We start from the raw sequence: 13,684 nt of genomic DNA, 5'->3' as shown, positions 1-13,684 counted from the left end.
CTCTACCTCTCAGACCCGGCGACGCTTCGGCGGACGGCACCCGTTGTGCGGCTGCGGGGTGACGTCGGCGATCTGCCCGACCTCGAGGCCCACGGCCTGCAGCGAACGGATGGCGGTTTCCCGGCCGGAGCCGGGGCCCTTGACGAACACGTCGACCTTGCGCATGCCGTGCTCCATGGCGCGACGCGCGGCAGCCTCGGCGGCCAGCTGCGCGGCGAACGGAGTCGACTTGCGGGAGCCCTTGAAGCCCACCTGGCCAGCGGAGGCCCAGGAGATGACCGCACCGGTCGGGTCCGTGATGGACACGATGGTGTTGTTGAACGTGCTCTTGATGTGCGCCTGCCCGTGGGCGACGTTCTTGCGTTCCTTGCGCCGGACCTTCTTGACAGCGGCTCCGGCACGAGCCTTCGGTGGCATAAGTCTGTGCGCTCCTAGTTGACTTTCCGGATTGGGTTGCGGCCTGACCCACCTCGGTGGCGGCCGACCCCGTCATCCGGTCAAGAACTACTTCTTGCCGGGCTTCTTCTTGCCGGCGACGGTCCGCTTCGGGCCCTTGCGGGTCCGTGCGTTGGTCTTGGTCCGCTGTCCACGCACGGGCAGGCCCCGGCGGTGCCGGATGCCGGCGTAGCAGCCGATCTCAACCTTGCGGCGGATGTCAGCGGCGACCTCGCGGCGCAGGTCGCCTTCAACCTTGTAGTTGCCCTCAATGTGGTCGCGGAGCTGCACGAGCTCCTCGTCCGTGAGGTCCCGAGCGCGCTTGTCCGGCGAGATGCCGGTAGCGGCGAGTGTCTCCTGGGCGCGGGTGCGACCGAGCCCGAAGATGTAGGTGAGCGCGATTTCCATCCGCTTCTCGCGGGGGAGATCCACGCCGACTAGACGTGCCATGTGCGGGCGTACTCCTCGTGATGTGTGGCGGAGGTGTGGACCCGTCCCGTCCCGCTACCGGCCGTCCCGTCTTTCCGACGCGGTGAGCGCCGGCGACCGGGATCGGTCGCTGCCCGAGCGGGCCCCGGCCTCCGACCGGGGGTCAGCCACGAAGGAGTACGACTCGCGTACCGCTCGCGGCTGGGACGAGCATGTGTGATGTGTGTGTCGCTGAGGATCCGCCTGGACCAACGCCACCCGGCCGGTGTTACGGCCGGACGGGCTGAGTCAGCCCTGGCGCTGCTTGTGGCGCGGGTCGCTGCAGATGACCATGACCCGGCCGTGCCGGCGGATAACCCGGCACTTCTGGCAGATCCTCTTGACGCTCGGCTTGACCTTCACGGTTGCCTTACTTCCCATCTGGCCCGGGGCCGCGGTGCGCGACGCCGGACGTCGAAGACGGACACGGGACTTCCCGGCCGCCGTCAGGACTACTTGTAGCGGTAGACGATGCGCCCGCGGGTCAGGTCGTACGGCGAGAGTTCGACGACGACCCGGTCCTCCGGAAGGATGCGGATGTAGTGCTGCCGCATCTTGCCGCTGATGTGAGCCAACACCTTGTGGCCGTTCGCGAGCTCCACCCGGAACATGGCGTTCGGCAGGGGCTCGATGACCCGACCCTCGATCTCAATGGCTCCGTCTTTTTTCGGCATGTCCTCCGCTGTCCTGACGTCGATTGCTCCGGGCGGCCCACAACGTCTTACACGGAAATCTGATCAGAATCAGAAGACCGCGCCAGCCGCGGCTCCAGGTCCCACCGAAGCGCAGGGTGGGCATGCCGGAGTGGACGCTGTGCGCCGATCTGAAAGTGTACGCCGGCCTGCGGTCACCCGCCAAACCGGCCACCCACCAACCGCGCGCCGCCCCACCGGACCCCACCCCCACCCCCGGTCCAGACCCACCCCACCCCCGCCCCCGCCACCGTTGCCGCCGCCGTTGCCGCCGCCGCCGCCGTTGCCGCCGCCGCCGTCGATGCCGCCGTTGCCGCCGTTGCCGCCGTTGCCGCCGTTGCCGCCGCCGTTGATCATGAGGTTATTGCCACGACACGCCGGGAGCGGTGGCAATAACCTCATGATCAACGGGGTCGGGTGGCGGGGTGGGGTTTGGGGTTGGGTTTGGGTTTGGGGTTGGGTTTGGGTGGGGTTCAGGGGGTTGGTGGGGTGTCTTCTGGTTTGATGGCGCGCTTTGCCTTCTTGCGCTCTCGGCGGCGTTGGCGCTTGATGGCCTCACGCTGGGGCTCCTTCGCGGCCAGCCCGGAAACCGTACGGATCACCAGCACCGCACCCCAGGGCCCCGCCACCCAACCCGGCCAGAAGTAGAGCAGATCCTGGCTGAGCAGCGACGTCATCGCCCAGATGGTCACCACGATGGCGATCACCCGCAGGTACGGGAACCACACCTCAGCCAACCAGCGGGCCGTGACGCCCCTGGTGAAGGCCGGAGCGAGCTGGTCGTCCAGCGGGCCCACGGTCTGCCCGCCGGCCATCGCCAGGCCCGACATCTGCGCCGGCGCCACCGGGGGCAGGTCGGTGAGCAGGGCCTCCAGCTCGGCGTACGTGCGCGCCGCGTAGGCCCGCTGCACCCGCTCGTCGTACTCGTGCAGGTCCAACCGGCCCTCGCCGAGGGCGACCCGCAGCCGGTCGGCAACCACCTCACGGTCCGCGTCCGCGGCCCGCATCTCGTCGCGCCCGTCCATGCCGGCAAGCATGCCACCGCCGCGCCAGTCCCGTCCGACCCGGGAACCCGGTCGATCATGACGTTATAGCCACCGTTCCCGGCGTGTCATGACGACAACCTCATGATCAACGCGCGGCGGGGGGTGGGGTGGGGCCGGTGGGGGGTGGGGTTGGGGTTGGGGTTGGGGTTGGTGGGGGTGGGGTTAGGGGGTGGTGGAGGCGGCGGGTTGGCGGGCGGTCACCAGGTCGCCCAGTCGGGCGCGGCCTCCGTCGAAGGCCGTGAGCACCCAGACGCCGTCGGGCAGCAGCGCCATCGAGTGCTCGACGTGCGCCGCGATCGAGCCGTCCCGGGTGACGACCGTCCAGCCGTCGGCCAACTCGACGGTACGCGGGGACGCCATCGTGATCATCGGCTCGATGGCCAACGCCATGCCGGGCACCAGACGCGGGCCCTTGCCCGGCCGGCCGTGGTTGAGCACGTGCGGGTCCTGGTGCATCTCGGTGCCGATGCCGTGCCCGCCGTAGCCGTCGACGATGCCGTACCGGCCGCCCTTGCGAACCGCGCTCTCCACCGCGTGCGAGATGTCGGTGAGCCGGCCCTTGCCGCTGGCCGCGCCACGGGCGGCGGCGGCGATGCCGGCCCACATGGCGTCCTCGGCGACGTCGGCCATCTTCAGCAGTGCCGGGTCGACGTCGCCGACCCCGACGGTGATGGCGGAGTCGCCGTGCCAGCCGTCCAGCACCGCACCGCAGTCGATGGAGATCAGATCACCGGCCTGAAGCACCTGCTTCGGCGACGGGATCGCGTGCACGATCTGCTCGTTGACCGAGGAGCAGATCGACGCCGGGAACCCGTGGTAGCCCTTGAACGACGGCACGCCACCCGCCTCGCGGATGGTCGATTCGGCGATGGCGTCCAGATCGGCGGTGCTCACACCGGGGGCGACAGCCTCCCGCATCCGGCGGAGCGCCTCGGCGACCACCAGACCGGCGGCGCGCATCTTCTCGATCTGGTCAGGGGTCTTCAGCTGGATGTCCAGCTGGGGACGACGCATGGAGCGATTACCTTTCGTTGCCGAAGAGCGGGGCACGTCTCGCGTACCCCGCTGTTCGCACTCTATCCGCCGTGGTCGGGCGGGACCTCAGCCGCCGTACGACCGCAGTGCGTCGATGGCCCGGGTGGTGACGTCCTCCACCGGGCCGGTGGCGTCGATCCCGACCAGCTTGCCCTGAGCGCCGTAGTAGTCGACCAGGGGTGCGGTCTTCTCGCTGTACTCACGAAGCCGGGTGGCGATCGTCTCGGGCTTGTCGTCGTCGCGCTGGAACAGCTCGGCGCCACACCTGTCGCAGATGCCGGGCCGGGTGGTGGCGTCGAACTCGACGTGCCAGATCTTGCCGCAGCCGCGGCAGGTACGCCGACCGGACAGCCGCCGGATCACCTCGTCGTCGTCGACCACCAGTTCCAGGACCAGATCCAGCGCGGTGCCCAGGTCGGCGAGGAGCTTGTCCAGGGCGGCCGCCTGCGGAGTGGTCCGCGGGAAGCCGTCGAGCAGGAAGCCCTCGCTGGCGTCGGGTTCGGCCAGCCGGTCCCGGACCATGTTGATGGTGACCTCGTCCGGAACCAGCTCGCCTGCGTCCATGTAGCGCTTCGCCTCGACACCGAGCGGCGTGCCCTGGGTGACGTTCGAGCGGAAAATGTCTCCGGTCGAGATCTTGGGTACCGACAGGTGCGCAGCGACGAACTCAGCCTGCGTGCCCTTACCCGCACCCGGCGGGCCAACCAGAACGAGTCTCATCTACCGCAGGAACCCTTCGTAGTTCCGCTGCATGAGTTGGCTCTCGATCTGCTTCACGGTCTCCAGACCGACGCCGACCATGATGAGCACAGCGGTGCCACCGAACGGGAAGTTCTGGTACTGCTGGCTGTCCAGCCAGATGAAGAAGAAGTTCGGCAGGATCGAGATGACGCCGAGGTAGAGCGCGCCCGGCAGGGTGATCCGGCTGAGGATGAAGTCCAGGTAGTCGGCCGTCGGCTTGCCCGGCCGGATGCCCGGCACGAACCCGCCGTACTTCTTCATGTTGTCCGCGACCTCGGTCGGGTTGAACGTGATCGAGACGTAGAAGTACGTGAAGAAGATGATCAGCAGGAAGTAGACCGAGATGTAGATCGGGCTGTTCGGAGCGACCAGGTTGTTCTGGATCCACGCCTGGACCTTGCCCGGATCGTTCTGGTCGAAGAACTGCAGGGCCAACTGCGGCAGGTAGAGCAGGGACGAGCCGAAGATGACCGGGATCACACCCGCCTGGTTGACCTTCAGCGGGATGTAGGTCGAGGTGCCGCCGTACATCCGCCGGCCGATCATCCGCTTGGCGTACTGCACCGGGATCCGGCGCTGCGCCTGCTCGATGAAGGTGACCGCGGTGATGACCACCAGAACCAGCGCGATGACCAGGGTGAACTTGCCCCAACCCTTGGCGGTCAGGATCTGCCCACCCTCACCGGGCAGCCGGGCCGCGATGGAGGTGAAGATCAGAACGGACATGCCGTTGCCGACGCCCCGGTCGGTGATCAGCTCGCCGAGCCACATGACCATGCCGGTGCCGGCAGTCATGGTGATCACCAGGATGGACAGGGTCAGCCAGTCCGGGATGCCGGTGCCGGTCGGGATGATCGGGAACTGGTCGCACTTGTTCTGGAACAGCTGCCCGGAGCGGGCCAGGGCCACGAAGGCCGAGGCCTGGAGCACACCGAGGCCGAGGGTCAGGTACCGCGTGTACTGCGTGATCTTCGCCTGGCCGGCCTGGCCCTCCTTGCGGAGCTGCTCCAGCCGCGGGATCACGACGGTCAGCAGCTGCAGGATGATCGACGCGGTGATGTAGGGCATGATGCCCAGCGCGAAGACCGAGAGCTGGAGCAGCGCTCCGCCGGAGAAGAGGTTGAGCAGATTCAGCGGGCCCGTCGTGTCGCCCGAGATGGAGTCGAGGCACTTCTGCACGTTGCCGTACGAGACGCCCGGGCTGGGGAGCGTCGCACCCAGCCGGTAGACCGCGATGATGCCTACTGTGAACAGCAGCTTCTTGCGCAGGTCAGGCGTACGGAACGCACTGAGAAAGGCGGACAGCAACTTCTTCCTCCTGCGCGAGGCGGGCCGCCGGTGAACCCTGGCGGGTGGGTGTGGATCACGAGCGAGTGCCCGCAATCCATGGCTGGGATGGGACTCTAACAGTCCGACCCCGGTCCGGGCAGATGCGCCCGACTACATAAATCGATTCCGATGTTACCGGGCGCGTGAGAGCCCAGGCAGACCATGGCGCCCGCCAGTTGCGCACAACTGGGCGGGCGCCATGGGCGGTACGCCTTACAGCTCGGTGGCGGAGCCACCGGCGGCGGCGATCTTCTCCTTGGCCGACGCACTGAACGCGTGCGCAGACACCTGGAGCGCCACTCCGCCGAGGTCCCCGGTGCCGAGGACCTTGACCGGGTGACCCTTGCGGACCGCGCCGGACTCGACGAGCTCCAGCGGGCCGACCTGACCACCGTTCGGGAACAGCTCAGCGAGCCGGTCCAGGTTTACCACCTGGAAGACGACCTTGAACTTGTTCTTGAAGCCCTTCATCTTCGGCAGGCGCATGTGGATGGGCATCTGCCCACCCTCGAACGCCGCCGAGATGTTCTTCCGGGCCTTGGAACCCTTGGTACCGCGACCAGCGGTCTTGCCCTTGGAACCCTCACCGCGACCCACACGGGTCTTCGCGGTCTTGGAACCGGGCGCCGGGCGCAGGTGATGCACCTTGATCGTCATTACTCGACCTCCTCGACCTTCACGAGGTGGCTCACAGTGAAGATCATGCCGCGGATCTCGGGCCGGTCCTCCTTGACCACCACGTCGTTGATCCGCTTGAGACCGAGCGAACGCAGCGACTCACGCTGGTTGTGCTTGGTCCCGATACCGGACCGGAGCTGGGTGACCTTCAGACGTGCCATCAGCGCGCCACCCCCGCACGCGACGCCAGCATGGCGGCCGGCGCGACGTCCTCCACCGGCAGACCACGACGCGCCGCGACCTGCTCGGGGGACTCAAGCCCCTTCAGGGCCGCCACGGTGGCGTGCACGATGTTGATCGGGTTCGACGAGCCGAGGCTCTTCGAGAGCACGTCGTGGATCCCGGCGCACTCCAGCACGGCGCGCACCGGACCACCGGCGATGACACCCGTACCGGCCGAGGCCGGCTTGAGCAGCACGACGCCAGCGGCGTCCTCACCCGTCACCGGGTGCGGGATCGACTGACCGATCCGCGGGACCTTGAAGAAGTGCTTCTTGGCCTCCTCGACACCCTTGGCGATGGCCGCGGGCACCTCCTTGGCCTTTCCGTAGCCCACGCCGACCGTGCCGTCGCCGTCGCCCACGATCACCAGGGCGGTGAAGCTGAAGCGACGACCACCCTTCACGACCTTGGCGACGCGGTTGATCGCGACGACCCGCTCAAGGTGCGGGGTCTTCTCGACGGGCGCGTTTCCGCGGCCGCCCTCACGGCGGTTGTCGCGGCGACCACCCTCGTTGCCACCGGACCCGCCGCCACGGCGCTGTTGACCTGGCATCAGCAGCCTTCCTTATCTCTCGTGACGGGGTTGTTAGAACTCGAGCCCGGCTTCGCGGGCGGCGTCGGCAAGCGCGGCGACTCGCCCCGCGTACCGGTTACCGCCGCGGTCGAAGACGACCTTGGAGACGCCGGCGGCCTTGGCCCGCTCGGCGAGCAGTGCGCCCACCTTGCCGGCGAGGGCGCTCTTGTCGCCCTCCGTACCGCGCAGCGAGGCGTCCAGGGTCGACGCCGACGCCAGGGTGTGGCCCTTGGTGTCGTCGACGATCTGGGCGACCATGTGCCGCAGCGAACGGGTGACGACCAGGCGCGGACGCTCGGACGTACCGCTGACGTTCTTGCGGACGCGGAAGTGTCGACGCGCACGCCCAACGGCGCGCTTGGCGGCGACACCGCGGCGGCGCTTGAGCAGCGTGGCGCTCACTTCTTACCTGCCTTTCCGGCCTTGCGGCGGATGACCTCGCCCTGGTACTTGACGCCCTTGCCCTTGTACGGCTCCGGCGGGCGGATCTTCCGGATGTTGGCGGCGACCTCACCGACCTGCTGCTTGTCGATGCCAGCCACGTGGAACAGGGTCGGCCGCTCCACCGTGAAGGTGATGCCCGCCGGGGCGGGAACGACCACCGGGTGCGAGAACCCGAGCGCGAACTCGAGGTCCGAGCCCTTGGCGGTGACCCGGTAACCGGTGCCGGCGATCTCCAGGCTCTTGCGGTAGCCCTCGGTGACCCCGACGATCATGTTGGCAACCAGCGTACGGCTCAGGCCGTGGAGTTCCTTGGCCTTGCGCTCGTCGTTCGGCCGGTTGACGTTGAGCTGCCCATCCTCGGCCCGCTCGACCGTGATCGGCTCGGCGAGGGTGTGCTCAAGCTGGCCCTTGGGGCCCTTGACCTTGACGGTCTGCCCGTCGATCGTGATGTCGACGCCGGCTGGTACCGGGATCGACTTACGTCCAATTCGCGACATTTCTACCAGTCTCCCGTTACCAGACGAAGGCGAGGACTTCCCCGCCAACACTCCGCTTGCGGGCCTGCCGGTCGGTCAGCAGCCCCTGGGACGTCGAAATGATCGCCACGCCCAGCCCACCGAGCACCCGCGGGAGCCCGTCCGACTTGGCGTACACCCGGAGACCGGGCTTGGACACGCGCTTGATGCCGGCCAGGCTCCGCTCGCGGTTCTGGCCGTACTTCAGCTCGACGACCAGTCGCTTGCCGACGGCACCCTCCTCGGGCTCCTCGACCGACCAGGTGGCGATGTAACCCTCGGCCTTCAGGACCTCGGCGATGTTCGCCTTGATCTTGGAGTAGGGCATCTTCACCTGATCGTGGTACGCCTGGTTGGCGTTACGCAGACGCGTGAGCATGTCTGCGATCGGGTCGGTCATCGTCATGGATTTCGTCAGCCTTTCTCGCCGGGGTTCCCGGGGCATCAGCCCCGGGCCTACGGCGAAGAGCAATACCTAATCGGTGCAGGAGTTCCCGGCCGACGGCCGGGACGCGGTCGCCCTTACCAGGAAGCCTTGGACACGCCCGGCAGCTCACCGCGGTGAGCCATCTCCCGGATGCAGACCCGGCAGAGCCCGAACTTGCGGTAGACCGCCTTCGGACGCCCGCACCGCTGGCAGCGGGTGTACGCGCGAACCGAGAACTTCGGCTTCGCGGCCGCCTTGATGATCAGCGCCTTCTTGGCCATCTCAGTTCTCCTTGAACGGGAAGCCCAGGAGCTTGAGCAGCGCCCGGCCCTCGTCGTCGGTCGTGGCGGTCGTGACCACCGTGATGTCCATGCCCCGCTGGCGATCGATCCGGTCCTGGTCGATCTCGTGGAACACCGACTGCTCGGTCAGACCGAACGTGTAGTTGCCGTGCCCGTCCAGCTTGCGCCCGTCCAGGCCGCGGAAGTCGCGGATACGCGGCAGCGAGATGGACAGCAGCCGGTCCAGGAACTCCCACATCCGGTCGCCGCGAAGGGTCACCTTCGCACCGATCGGCATGCCCTCGCGCAGCTTGAACTGCGCGATGGACTTGGTCGCCCGCCGCACCTGCGGCTTCTGGCCGGTGATCGTGGCGAGGTCGCGGACCGCGCCGTCGATCAGCTTGGCGTCGCGAGCAGCCTCGCCGACACCCATGTTGACGACGATCTTGACCAGCCGCGGCACCTGCATGGGGTTGCCGTAGCTGCGCTGCTCGCGCAGCTGGGCCACGATCTCGTTGCGGTACCGCTCCTTGAGGCGCGGCAGGGTCTTTTCGGTAGCCGTGGTCATCACAGGTCCTTACCGGTGCTACGCGCGATGCGGACCTTCTGGCCGTTGTCGTCGATCCGGTAACCGACGCGGGTCGGCTTGCCGTCGGAGTCCAGGACCTGCACGTTCGAGACGTGGATCGGGGCCTCCTGAGTGACGATGCCGCCGGTCTTGGCGCCACGCTGGGTGGTGCTGATGCGGGTGTGCTTCTTGACCCGGTTCACGCCCTCGACCAGGACCTTGTCCTGCCGCGGGTAGGCCTGAATGACCTTGCCCTTGGCACCCTTGTCCTTGCCGGCGATGACGACGACCGTGTCGCCCTTCTTGACCTTCACGGTCACAACACCTCCGGCGCGAGGGAAATAATCTTCATGAACCGCTTGTCCCGCAGCTCCCGACCCACCGGGCCGAAGATGCGGGTACCACGCGGGTCCCCGCCGTCCTTGATGATGACGGCGGCGTTCTCGTCGAAGCGGATGTACGAGCCGTCCGGCCGACGCCTCTCCTTGGCCGTGCGAACGACGACCGCCTTGACGACGTCGCCCTTCTTCACACCGGCACCCGGGATGGCGTCCTTGACCGTGGCCACGATGACGTCGCCGATGCTCGCGTAGCGCCGACCCGAGCCACCGAGAACCCGGATGCACAGGATCTCCCGGGCACCCGTGTTGTCGGCGACGCGCAGTCGCGACTCCTGCTGAATCACGTCTATCTCCTATGTCTGCCGGTTCTCCGGCCGCCGTAGCGGCCGGAGCCTGGCGGAACCTACGCCCGACGCAACGCCGGGCGAGCTCGAGCCTTCGCTACTTGGCCTTTTCCAGGATCTCCACGATCCGCCAACGCTTGGTGGCGCTCAGCGGCCGGGTCTCCATGATGAGAACCCGGTCACCGGTGCCAGCGGCGTTCTGCTCGTCGTGCACCTTCAGCTTGGCCGTACGGCGCATGATCTTGCCGTACAGCGCGTGCCGAACCCGGTCCTCGACCTCGACGACGACGGTCTTGTCCATCTTGTCGCTGATCACCAGGCCCTCGCGGACCTTGCGGCGCGACCGCGCGGCGGCGGTGGCGGTCTCTTCGGTCATGATGCAGTCACCTCAGTCGGCGCGGCCGAGAGCCCCAGCTCGCGCTCACGCATGATCGTGTAGATCCGGGCGATCTCCCGACGGATGACCTGCAACCGCCGGTTGTTGTCCAGCTGCCCGGTTGCGGCCTGCACGCGGAGGTTGAACAGCTCCGCCTTGGCCTCCCGCAGCTTCGTGACCAGCTCCTCCTCGGAGAGCTCACGCAGCTCGGTCGCCTTAACGCCCGCTGCCATCAGGATTCACCCACTTCGCGCGTAACAATGCGGCACTTCATCGGGAGCTTGTGGATCGCGCGACGCATGGCCTCTCGCGCGGTCTGCTCGTTGGGGAAGGACATCTCGAAGAGAACCCGCCCCGGCTTGACGTTGGCGACCCACCACTCGGGCGAACCCTTACCGGAACCCATCCGGGTCTCGGCAGGCTTCTTGGTGAGGGCCTGGTCCGGGAAGATCGTGATCCAGACCTTGCCACCACGCTTGATGTGGCGAGTCATCGCGATACGTGCCGACTCGATCTGCCGGTTCGTCACGTACGCCGGCTCGAGAGCCTGGATCCCGAACTCGCCGAACACCACCCGGTTACCACCCTTGGACGCGCCACTGCGGTCCGGGTGGTGCGGCTTGCGGAAGCCCTTCGGGGGCTTGCGCGGCATCAGCATCTGTCAGCCCTCCTGCTGCGTTTCTGCCGGAGCAGCCGCGGCGGCGACAGCTGCGCTGTCCACCGGCTCGCCGCTCGGCGTCTCGGCCTGCTGCGCGATGGTGGTCGCAGCAGCCCGCCCGGCCTCGGTGCCACCGGCCGTGGTGCCGGACGAACCCGACCGACCACGACGCGGACGCTCGGGACGGTCGCCACGCTCACCACGACGCGGGCGGGACGGACCGGCCTCGGCCGGAGCCTCCCGGCCCGGGACGGCGTCGCCCTTGTAGATCCAGACCTTCACACCGATCCGACCGAACGTGGTACGGGCCTCGAAGAAGCCGTACTCGATGTTGGCCCGCAGCGTGTGCAGCGGAACCCGGCCCTCACGGTAGAACTCGGTCCGGCTCATCTCGGCGCCGCCGAGGCGGCCCGAGACCTGAACCCGGATGCCCTTGCAGACCGGGTTCTTCATCGCCGACTGCATGGCCTTGCGCATCGCCCGACGGAAGCTGACCCGGCTGGACAGCTGCTCGGCCACGCCCTGCGCGACCAGCTGAGCGTCCGACTCGGGGTTCTTCACCTCGATGATGTTCAGCTGAACCTGCTTGCCGGTGAGCTTCTCGAGCTCGCCGCGGATCCGGTCGGCCTCCGCACCCTTACGGCCGATGACAATGCCCGGCCGGGCGGTGTGGATGTCGACCCGGACCCGGTCGCGGGTGCGCTCGATGTCGACCTTGGAGATGCCGGCACGCTCGAGGCCCTTGGACATCATGCGGCGAATCTTGACATCTTCGCCGATGTAGTCCTTGTAGAGCTTGTCCGCGAACCAGCGGGACTTCCAGTCGGTCGAGATGCCGAGCCGGAACCCAGTGGGGTGAACCTTCTGACCCATTACTCGGCGTCCTCCGTCTTGCTCTGCGCTTCGGCCGGTGCGGCCTCCGTGGCCGGGGCGGCCTTCTTCGCCGCGGCCTTCCTCGGCGCTGCCGGCGCGACCGCTTCGACCGCCACAGTGATGTGGCAGGTGCGCTTGCGGATTCGGTACGCCCGACCCTGCGCCCGCGGCTGGAACCGCTTCATCGTCGGGCCCTCGTCCACGAAGGCCTCGCTGACGAGCAGCGCGTCGGGGTCCAGCCGCTCGTTGTTCTCCGCGTTGGCGATCGCGCTAGCGAGCACCTTGTACACCTGCTCGCTCGCAGCCTGCGGCGCGAACTGCAGCACCGTGAGCGCCTCCTTCGCGGGCAGGCCGCGGACGAGGTTGACCACCCGGCGCGCCTTCATCGGCGAGATGCGCACGTGCCGCGCAACCGCCCGCGCGCCCGGAAGCACCGGAGCGTCGCCCTTTCCTGGCATCGCTGTAACCCCTTGTTCCCTCTATCCGTATGCCCGCGGCGTCAGCGCCGACGGCTCTTCCGGTCGTCCTTCTCGTGACCCTTGAAAGTGCGGGTCAGCGCGAACTCGCCGAGCTTGTGCCCGACCATCGCCTCGGTCACGAACACCGGGACGTGCTTGCGTCCGTCATGAACGGCGATCGTGTGCCCCAGCATCTCGGGGATGATCGTCGAACGCCGCGACCAGGTCTTGATCACGTTCTTGGAGCCCTTGTCGTTCTGAACTTCCACCTTCTTGAGCAGGTGGTCGTCGACGAACGGGCCCTTCTTCAGGCTGCGAGGCATGTCTTATCTCCCTCAGCCGCGCTTACGCGTGGCGTAGCGACGGCGGACGATCAGCCGGTCACTCGGCTGGCCCTTACGGCGGGTGCGGCCCTCGGGCTTACCCTGCGGGTTGACCGGGTGGCGACCACCGGAGGTCTTACCCTCACCACCACCGTGCGGGTGGTCGACCGGGTTCATGGCGACACCACGGACGGTCGGGCGCTTGCCCTTCCACCGCATCCGGCCGGCCTTGCCCCAGTTGATGTTCGACTGGTCGGCGTTGCCGATCTCGCCGACGCTGGCGCGGCAGCGGACGTCCACCCGCCGGATCTCGCCGGACGGCATACGAAGGGTCGCGTACGCGCCCTCACGGCCGAGCAGCTGGATACCGACACCGGCGGACCGGGCCAACTTGGCCCCGCCACCCGGACGCAGCTCCACGTTGTGGATCGTGGTACCGACCGGGATGTTGCGCAGCGGCAGGTTGTTGCCGGGCTTGATGTCGGCGCCCGGACCGGACTCGACGCGGTCGCCCTGCTTCAGGTCCTTCGGCGCGATGATGTACCGCTTCTCGCCGTCGGCGTAGTGCAGCAGCGCGATGCGCGCCGTGCGGTTCGGGTCGTACTCGATGTGAGCGACCTTCGCCGGCACGCCGTCCTTGTCGACCCGCTTGAAGTCGATCAGACGGTACTGGCGCTTGTGACCGCCGCCGTGGTGCCGCGTGGTGATCCGGCCGTGGGCGTTACGCCCGCCCTTCTTCGGCAGCGGAACCAGCAGCGACTTCTCCGGCGTGGACCGGGTGATCTCGGCGAAGTCAGCGACACTCGAGCCACGTCGGCCCGGCGTCGTCGGCTTGTACTTACGGATAGCCATTGTC

Annotated in this window: 25 protein-coding genes; all 25 read right to left on the bottom strand. The window is 67.8% G+C overall.

What is annotated here, in order from left to right; all coding sequences use genetic code 11:
• Positions 1 to 9: 9 nt before the first annotated feature.
• On the bottom strand, positions 10 to 417 hold the full coding sequence (gene rpsK, locus ACGFH8_RS22950) for a 30S ribosomal protein S11 (RefSeq protein ID WP_030329919.1): 408 nt from the start codon (positions 415 to 417) through the stop codon (positions 10 to 12).
• Positions 418 to 504: 87 nt separating this feature from the next.
• Positions 505 to 885: a 30S ribosomal protein S13 gene (gene rpsM / locus ACGFH8_RS22945; RefSeq protein WP_088950226.1), complete on the bottom strand. Its 381-nt coding sequence runs from the start codon at positions 883 to 885 to the stop codon at positions 505 to 507.
• 267 nt (positions 886 to 1,152) lie between these two features.
• Positions 1,153 to 1,266 (bottom strand): 50S ribosomal protein L36, encoded by a 114-nt coding sequence (rpmJ, locus tag ACGFH8_RS22940; protein WP_088952025.1) that lies wholly within the window; start codon positions 1,264 to 1,266, stop codon positions 1,153 to 1,155.
• Between the two features lie 89 nt (positions 1,267 to 1,355).
• Positions 1,356 to 1,577 carry a translation initiation factor IF-1 gene (gene infA / locus ACGFH8_RS22935; RefSeq protein ID WP_007073013.1) on the bottom strand — a complete coding sequence of 74 codons (222 nt, stop codon included), beginning with the start codon at positions 1,575 to 1,577 and terminating at the stop codon, positions 1,356 to 1,358.
• Positions 1,578 to 2,068: 491 nt separating this feature from the next.
• On the bottom strand, positions 2,069 to 2,620 hold the full coding sequence (locus ACGFH8_RS22930; protein ID WP_393370266.1) for a DUF1707 domain-containing protein: 552 nt from the start codon (positions 2,618 to 2,620) through the stop codon (positions 2,069 to 2,071).
• 183 nt (positions 2,621 to 2,803) lie between these two features.
• A complete protein-coding gene (gene map, locus ACGFH8_RS22925; protein ID WP_393370263.1) occupies positions 2,804 to 3,655 on the bottom strand; it encodes a type I methionyl aminopeptidase in 852 nt (283 codons plus the stop codon).
• Between the two features lie 87 nt (positions 3,656 to 3,742).
• Entirely contained in the window at positions 3,743 to 4,396 is a 654-nt protein-coding gene (locus tag ACGFH8_RS22920) for an adenylate kinase (protein WP_007465256.1), read from the bottom strand.
• Complete coding sequence (gene secY, locus ACGFH8_RS22915) at positions 4,397 to 5,725, bottom strand: preprotein translocase subunit SecY (protein ID WP_393370260.1); 1,329 nt, start codon at positions 5,723 to 5,725, stop codon at positions 4,397 to 4,399.
• Positions 5,726 to 5,959: 234 nt separating this feature from the next.
• Entirely contained in the window at positions 5,960 to 6,403 is a 444-nt protein-coding gene (gene rplO, locus ACGFH8_RS22910) for a 50S ribosomal protein L15 (RefSeq protein ID WP_088950230.1), read from the bottom strand.
• Positions 6,403 to 6,585: a 50S ribosomal protein L30 gene (gene rpmD, locus ACGFH8_RS22905; RefSeq protein ID WP_007465262.1), complete on the bottom strand. Its 183-nt coding sequence runs from the start codon at positions 6,583 to 6,585 to the stop codon at positions 6,403 to 6,405. The genes rplO and rpmD overlap by 1 nt, the downstream gene beginning before the upstream one ends.
• Positions 6,585 to 7,199, bottom strand: a complete 615-nt coding sequence (rpsE, locus tag ACGFH8_RS22900; protein WP_007465263.1) for a 30S ribosomal protein S5 — start codon at positions 7,197 to 7,199, stop codon at positions 6,585 to 6,587. The genes rpmD and rpsE overlap by 1 nt, the downstream gene beginning before the upstream one ends.
• A gap of 33 nt (positions 7,200 to 7,232) precedes the next feature.
• Positions 7,233 to 7,622, bottom strand: a complete 390-nt coding sequence (gene rplR / locus ACGFH8_RS22895) for a 50S ribosomal protein L18 (RefSeq protein WP_357080808.1) — start codon at positions 7,620 to 7,622, stop codon at positions 7,233 to 7,235.
• A complete protein-coding gene (gene rplF / locus ACGFH8_RS22890) occupies positions 7,619 to 8,161 on the bottom strand; it encodes a 50S ribosomal protein L6 (RefSeq protein WP_266246314.1) in 543 nt (180 codons plus the stop codon). The genes rplR and rplF overlap by 4 nt, the downstream gene beginning before the upstream one ends.
• Before the next feature lie 16 nt (positions 8,162 to 8,177).
• Complete coding sequence (gene rpsH / locus ACGFH8_RS22885; protein WP_007465270.1) at positions 8,178 to 8,585, bottom strand: 30S ribosomal protein S8; 408 nt, start codon at positions 8,583 to 8,585, stop codon at positions 8,178 to 8,180.
• A gap of 116 nt (positions 8,586 to 8,701) precedes the next feature.
• Positions 8,702 to 8,887, bottom strand: coding sequence for a type Z 30S ribosomal protein S14 (locus ACGFH8_RS22880; RefSeq protein WP_007465272.1), 186 nt, complete (start codon positions 8,885 to 8,887; stop codon positions 8,702 to 8,704).
• A 1-nt stretch (position 8,888) separates the two neighbouring features.
• Positions 8,889 to 9,455 (bottom strand): 50S ribosomal protein L5, encoded by a 567-nt coding sequence (gene rplE / locus ACGFH8_RS22875; RefSeq protein WP_110563094.1) that lies wholly within the window; start codon positions 9,453 to 9,455, stop codon positions 8,889 to 8,891.
• A complete protein-coding gene (rplX, locus tag ACGFH8_RS22870) occupies positions 9,455 to 9,775 on the bottom strand; it encodes a 50S ribosomal protein L24 (RefSeq protein ID WP_172899047.1) in 321 nt (106 codons plus the stop codon). Before rplX ends, rplE begins: the two co-directional genes overlap by 1 nt.
• A complete protein-coding gene (gene rplN, locus ACGFH8_RS22865; protein WP_007465279.1) occupies positions 9,772 to 10,140 on the bottom strand; it encodes a 50S ribosomal protein L14 in 369 nt (122 codons plus the stop codon). The genes rplX and rplN overlap by 4 nt, the downstream gene beginning before the upstream one ends.
• A gap of 97 nt (positions 10,141 to 10,237) precedes the next feature.
• Positions 10,238 to 10,516 (bottom strand): 30S ribosomal protein S17, encoded by a 279-nt coding sequence (gene rpsQ / locus ACGFH8_RS22860; RefSeq protein WP_030489590.1) that lies wholly within the window; start codon positions 10,514 to 10,516, stop codon positions 10,238 to 10,240.
• Positions 10,513 to 10,749, bottom strand: a complete 237-nt coding sequence (gene rpmC, locus ACGFH8_RS22855; RefSeq protein WP_007465283.1) for a 50S ribosomal protein L29 — start codon at positions 10,747 to 10,749, stop codon at positions 10,513 to 10,515. Before rpmC ends, rpsQ begins: the two co-directional genes overlap by 4 nt.
• Positions 10,749 to 11,174 carry a 50S ribosomal protein L16 gene (gene rplP, locus ACGFH8_RS22850; protein WP_053653940.1) on the bottom strand — a complete coding sequence of 142 codons (426 nt, stop codon included), beginning with the start codon at positions 11,172 to 11,174 and terminating at the stop codon, positions 10,749 to 10,751. Before rplP ends, rpmC begins: the two co-directional genes overlap by 1 nt.
• A 3-nt stretch (positions 11,175 to 11,177) precedes the next feature.
• On the bottom strand, positions 11,178 to 12,047 hold the full coding sequence (rpsC, locus tag ACGFH8_RS22845; protein ID WP_007465294.1) for a 30S ribosomal protein S3: 870 nt from the start codon (positions 12,045 to 12,047) through the stop codon (positions 11,178 to 11,180).
• Entirely contained in the window at positions 12,047 to 12,505 is a 459-nt protein-coding gene (rplV, locus tag ACGFH8_RS22840; RefSeq protein WP_007465297.1) for a 50S ribosomal protein L22, read from the bottom strand. Before rplV ends, rpsC begins: the two co-directional genes overlap by 1 nt.
• Before the next feature lie 41 nt (positions 12,506 to 12,546).
• The gene (gene rpsS / locus ACGFH8_RS22835; protein WP_007465299.1) at positions 12,547 to 12,828 is read right to left on the bottom strand and encodes a 30S ribosomal protein S19; all 282 of its coding nucleotides are present in this window, start codon (positions 12,826 to 12,828) and stop codon (positions 12,547 to 12,549) included.
• 12 nt (positions 12,829 to 12,840) lie between these two features.
• Positions 12,841 to 13,680: a 50S ribosomal protein L2 gene (rplB, locus tag ACGFH8_RS22830; RefSeq protein ID WP_110563095.1), complete on the bottom strand. Its 840-nt coding sequence runs from the start codon at positions 13,678 to 13,680 to the stop codon at positions 12,841 to 12,843.
• Positions 13,681 to 13,684 lie beyond the last annotated feature (4 nt).

The organism is Micromonospora sp. NPDC049175 (genome assembly GCF_043197345.1).
In the GTDB taxonomy this organism is placed as follows: Bacteria; Actinomycetota; Actinomycetes; order Mycobacteriales; family Micromonosporaceae; genus Micromonospora.
This window is presented reverse-complemented; position numbering and strand designations above follow the sequence as displayed.

Excerpts from the sequence above, each read along its gene's own strand:
- rpsM (WP_088950226.1), bottom strand. The coding sequence starts at position 885 with ATGGCACGTCTAGTCGGCGTGGATCTCCCCCGCGAGAAGCGGATGGAA.
- ACGFH8_RS22920 (WP_007465256.1), bottom strand. The coding sequence starts at position 4,396 with ATGAGACTCGTTCTGGTTGGCCCGCCGGGTGCGGGTAAGGGCACGCAG.
- rpmC (WP_007465283.1), bottom strand. The coding sequence starts at position 10,749 with ATGGCAGCGGGCGTTAAGGCGACCGAGCTGCGTGAGCTCTCCGAGGAG.
- rpsK (WP_030329919.1), bottom strand. The coding sequence starts at position 417 with ATGCCACCGAAGGCTCGTGCCGGAGCCGCTGTCAAGAAGGTCCGGCGC.
- rplF (WP_266246314.1), bottom strand. The coding sequence starts at position 8,161 with ATGTCGCGAATTGGACGTAAGTCGATCCCGGTACCAGCCGGCGTCGAC.
- rpsE (WP_007465263.1), bottom strand. The coding sequence starts at position 7,199 with ATGCCAGGTCAACAGCGCCGTGGCGGCGGGTCCGGTGGCAACGAGGGT.
- rpsQ (WP_030489590.1), bottom strand. The coding sequence starts at position 10,516 with ATGACCGAAGAGACCGCCACCGCCGCCGCGCGGTCGCGCCGCAAGGTC.
- rplP (WP_053653940.1), bottom strand. The coding sequence starts at position 11,174 with ATGCTGATGCCGCGCAAGCCCCCGAAGGGCTTCCGCAAGCCGCACCAC.
- rpsC (WP_007465294.1), bottom strand. The coding sequence starts at position 12,047 with ATGGGTCAGAAGGTTCACCCCACTGGGTTCCGGCTCGGCATCTCGACC.
- rplB (WP_110563095.1), bottom strand. The coding sequence starts at position 13,680 with ATGGCTATCCGTAAGTACAAGCCGACGACGCCGGGCCGACGTGGCTCG.
- infA (WP_007073013.1), bottom strand. The coding sequence starts at position 1,577 with ATGCCGAAAAAAGACGGAGCCATTGAGATCGAGGGTCGGGTCATCGAG.
- ACGFH8_RS22930 (WP_393370266.1), bottom strand. The coding sequence starts at position 2,620 with ATGGACGGGCGCGACGAGATGCGGGCCGCGGACGCGGACCGTGAGGTG.
- map (WP_393370263.1), bottom strand. The coding sequence starts at position 3,655 with ATGCGTCGTCCCCAGCTGGACATCCAGCTGAAGACCCCTGACCAGATC.
- rplO (WP_088950230.1), bottom strand. The coding sequence starts at position 6,403 with ATGACGATCAAGGTGCATCACCTGCGCCCGGCGCCCGGTTCCAAGACC.
- rpsS (WP_007465299.1), bottom strand. The coding sequence starts at position 12,828 with ATGCCTCGCAGCCTGAAGAAGGGCCCGTTCGTCGACGACCACCTGCTC.
- rplE (WP_110563094.1), bottom strand. The coding sequence starts at position 9,455 with ATGACCACGGCTACCGAAAAGACCCTGCCGCGCCTCAAGGAGCGGTAC.
- rpmD (WP_007465262.1), bottom strand. The coding sequence starts at position 6,585 with ATGGCACGTCTGAAGGTCACCCAGCTCCGGTCCGGTATCGGGACCAAG.
- rplV (WP_007465297.1), bottom strand. The coding sequence starts at position 12,505 with ATGCCAGGAAAGGGCGACGCTCCGGTGCTTCCGGGCGCGCGGGCGGTT.
- ACGFH8_RS22880 (WP_007465272.1), bottom strand. The coding sequence starts at position 8,887 with ATGGCCAAGAAGGCGCTGATCATCAAGGCGGCCGCGAAGCCGAAGTTC.
- rpsH (WP_007465270.1), bottom strand. The coding sequence starts at position 8,585 with ATGACGATGACCGACCCGATCGCAGACATGCTCACGCGTCTGCGTAAC.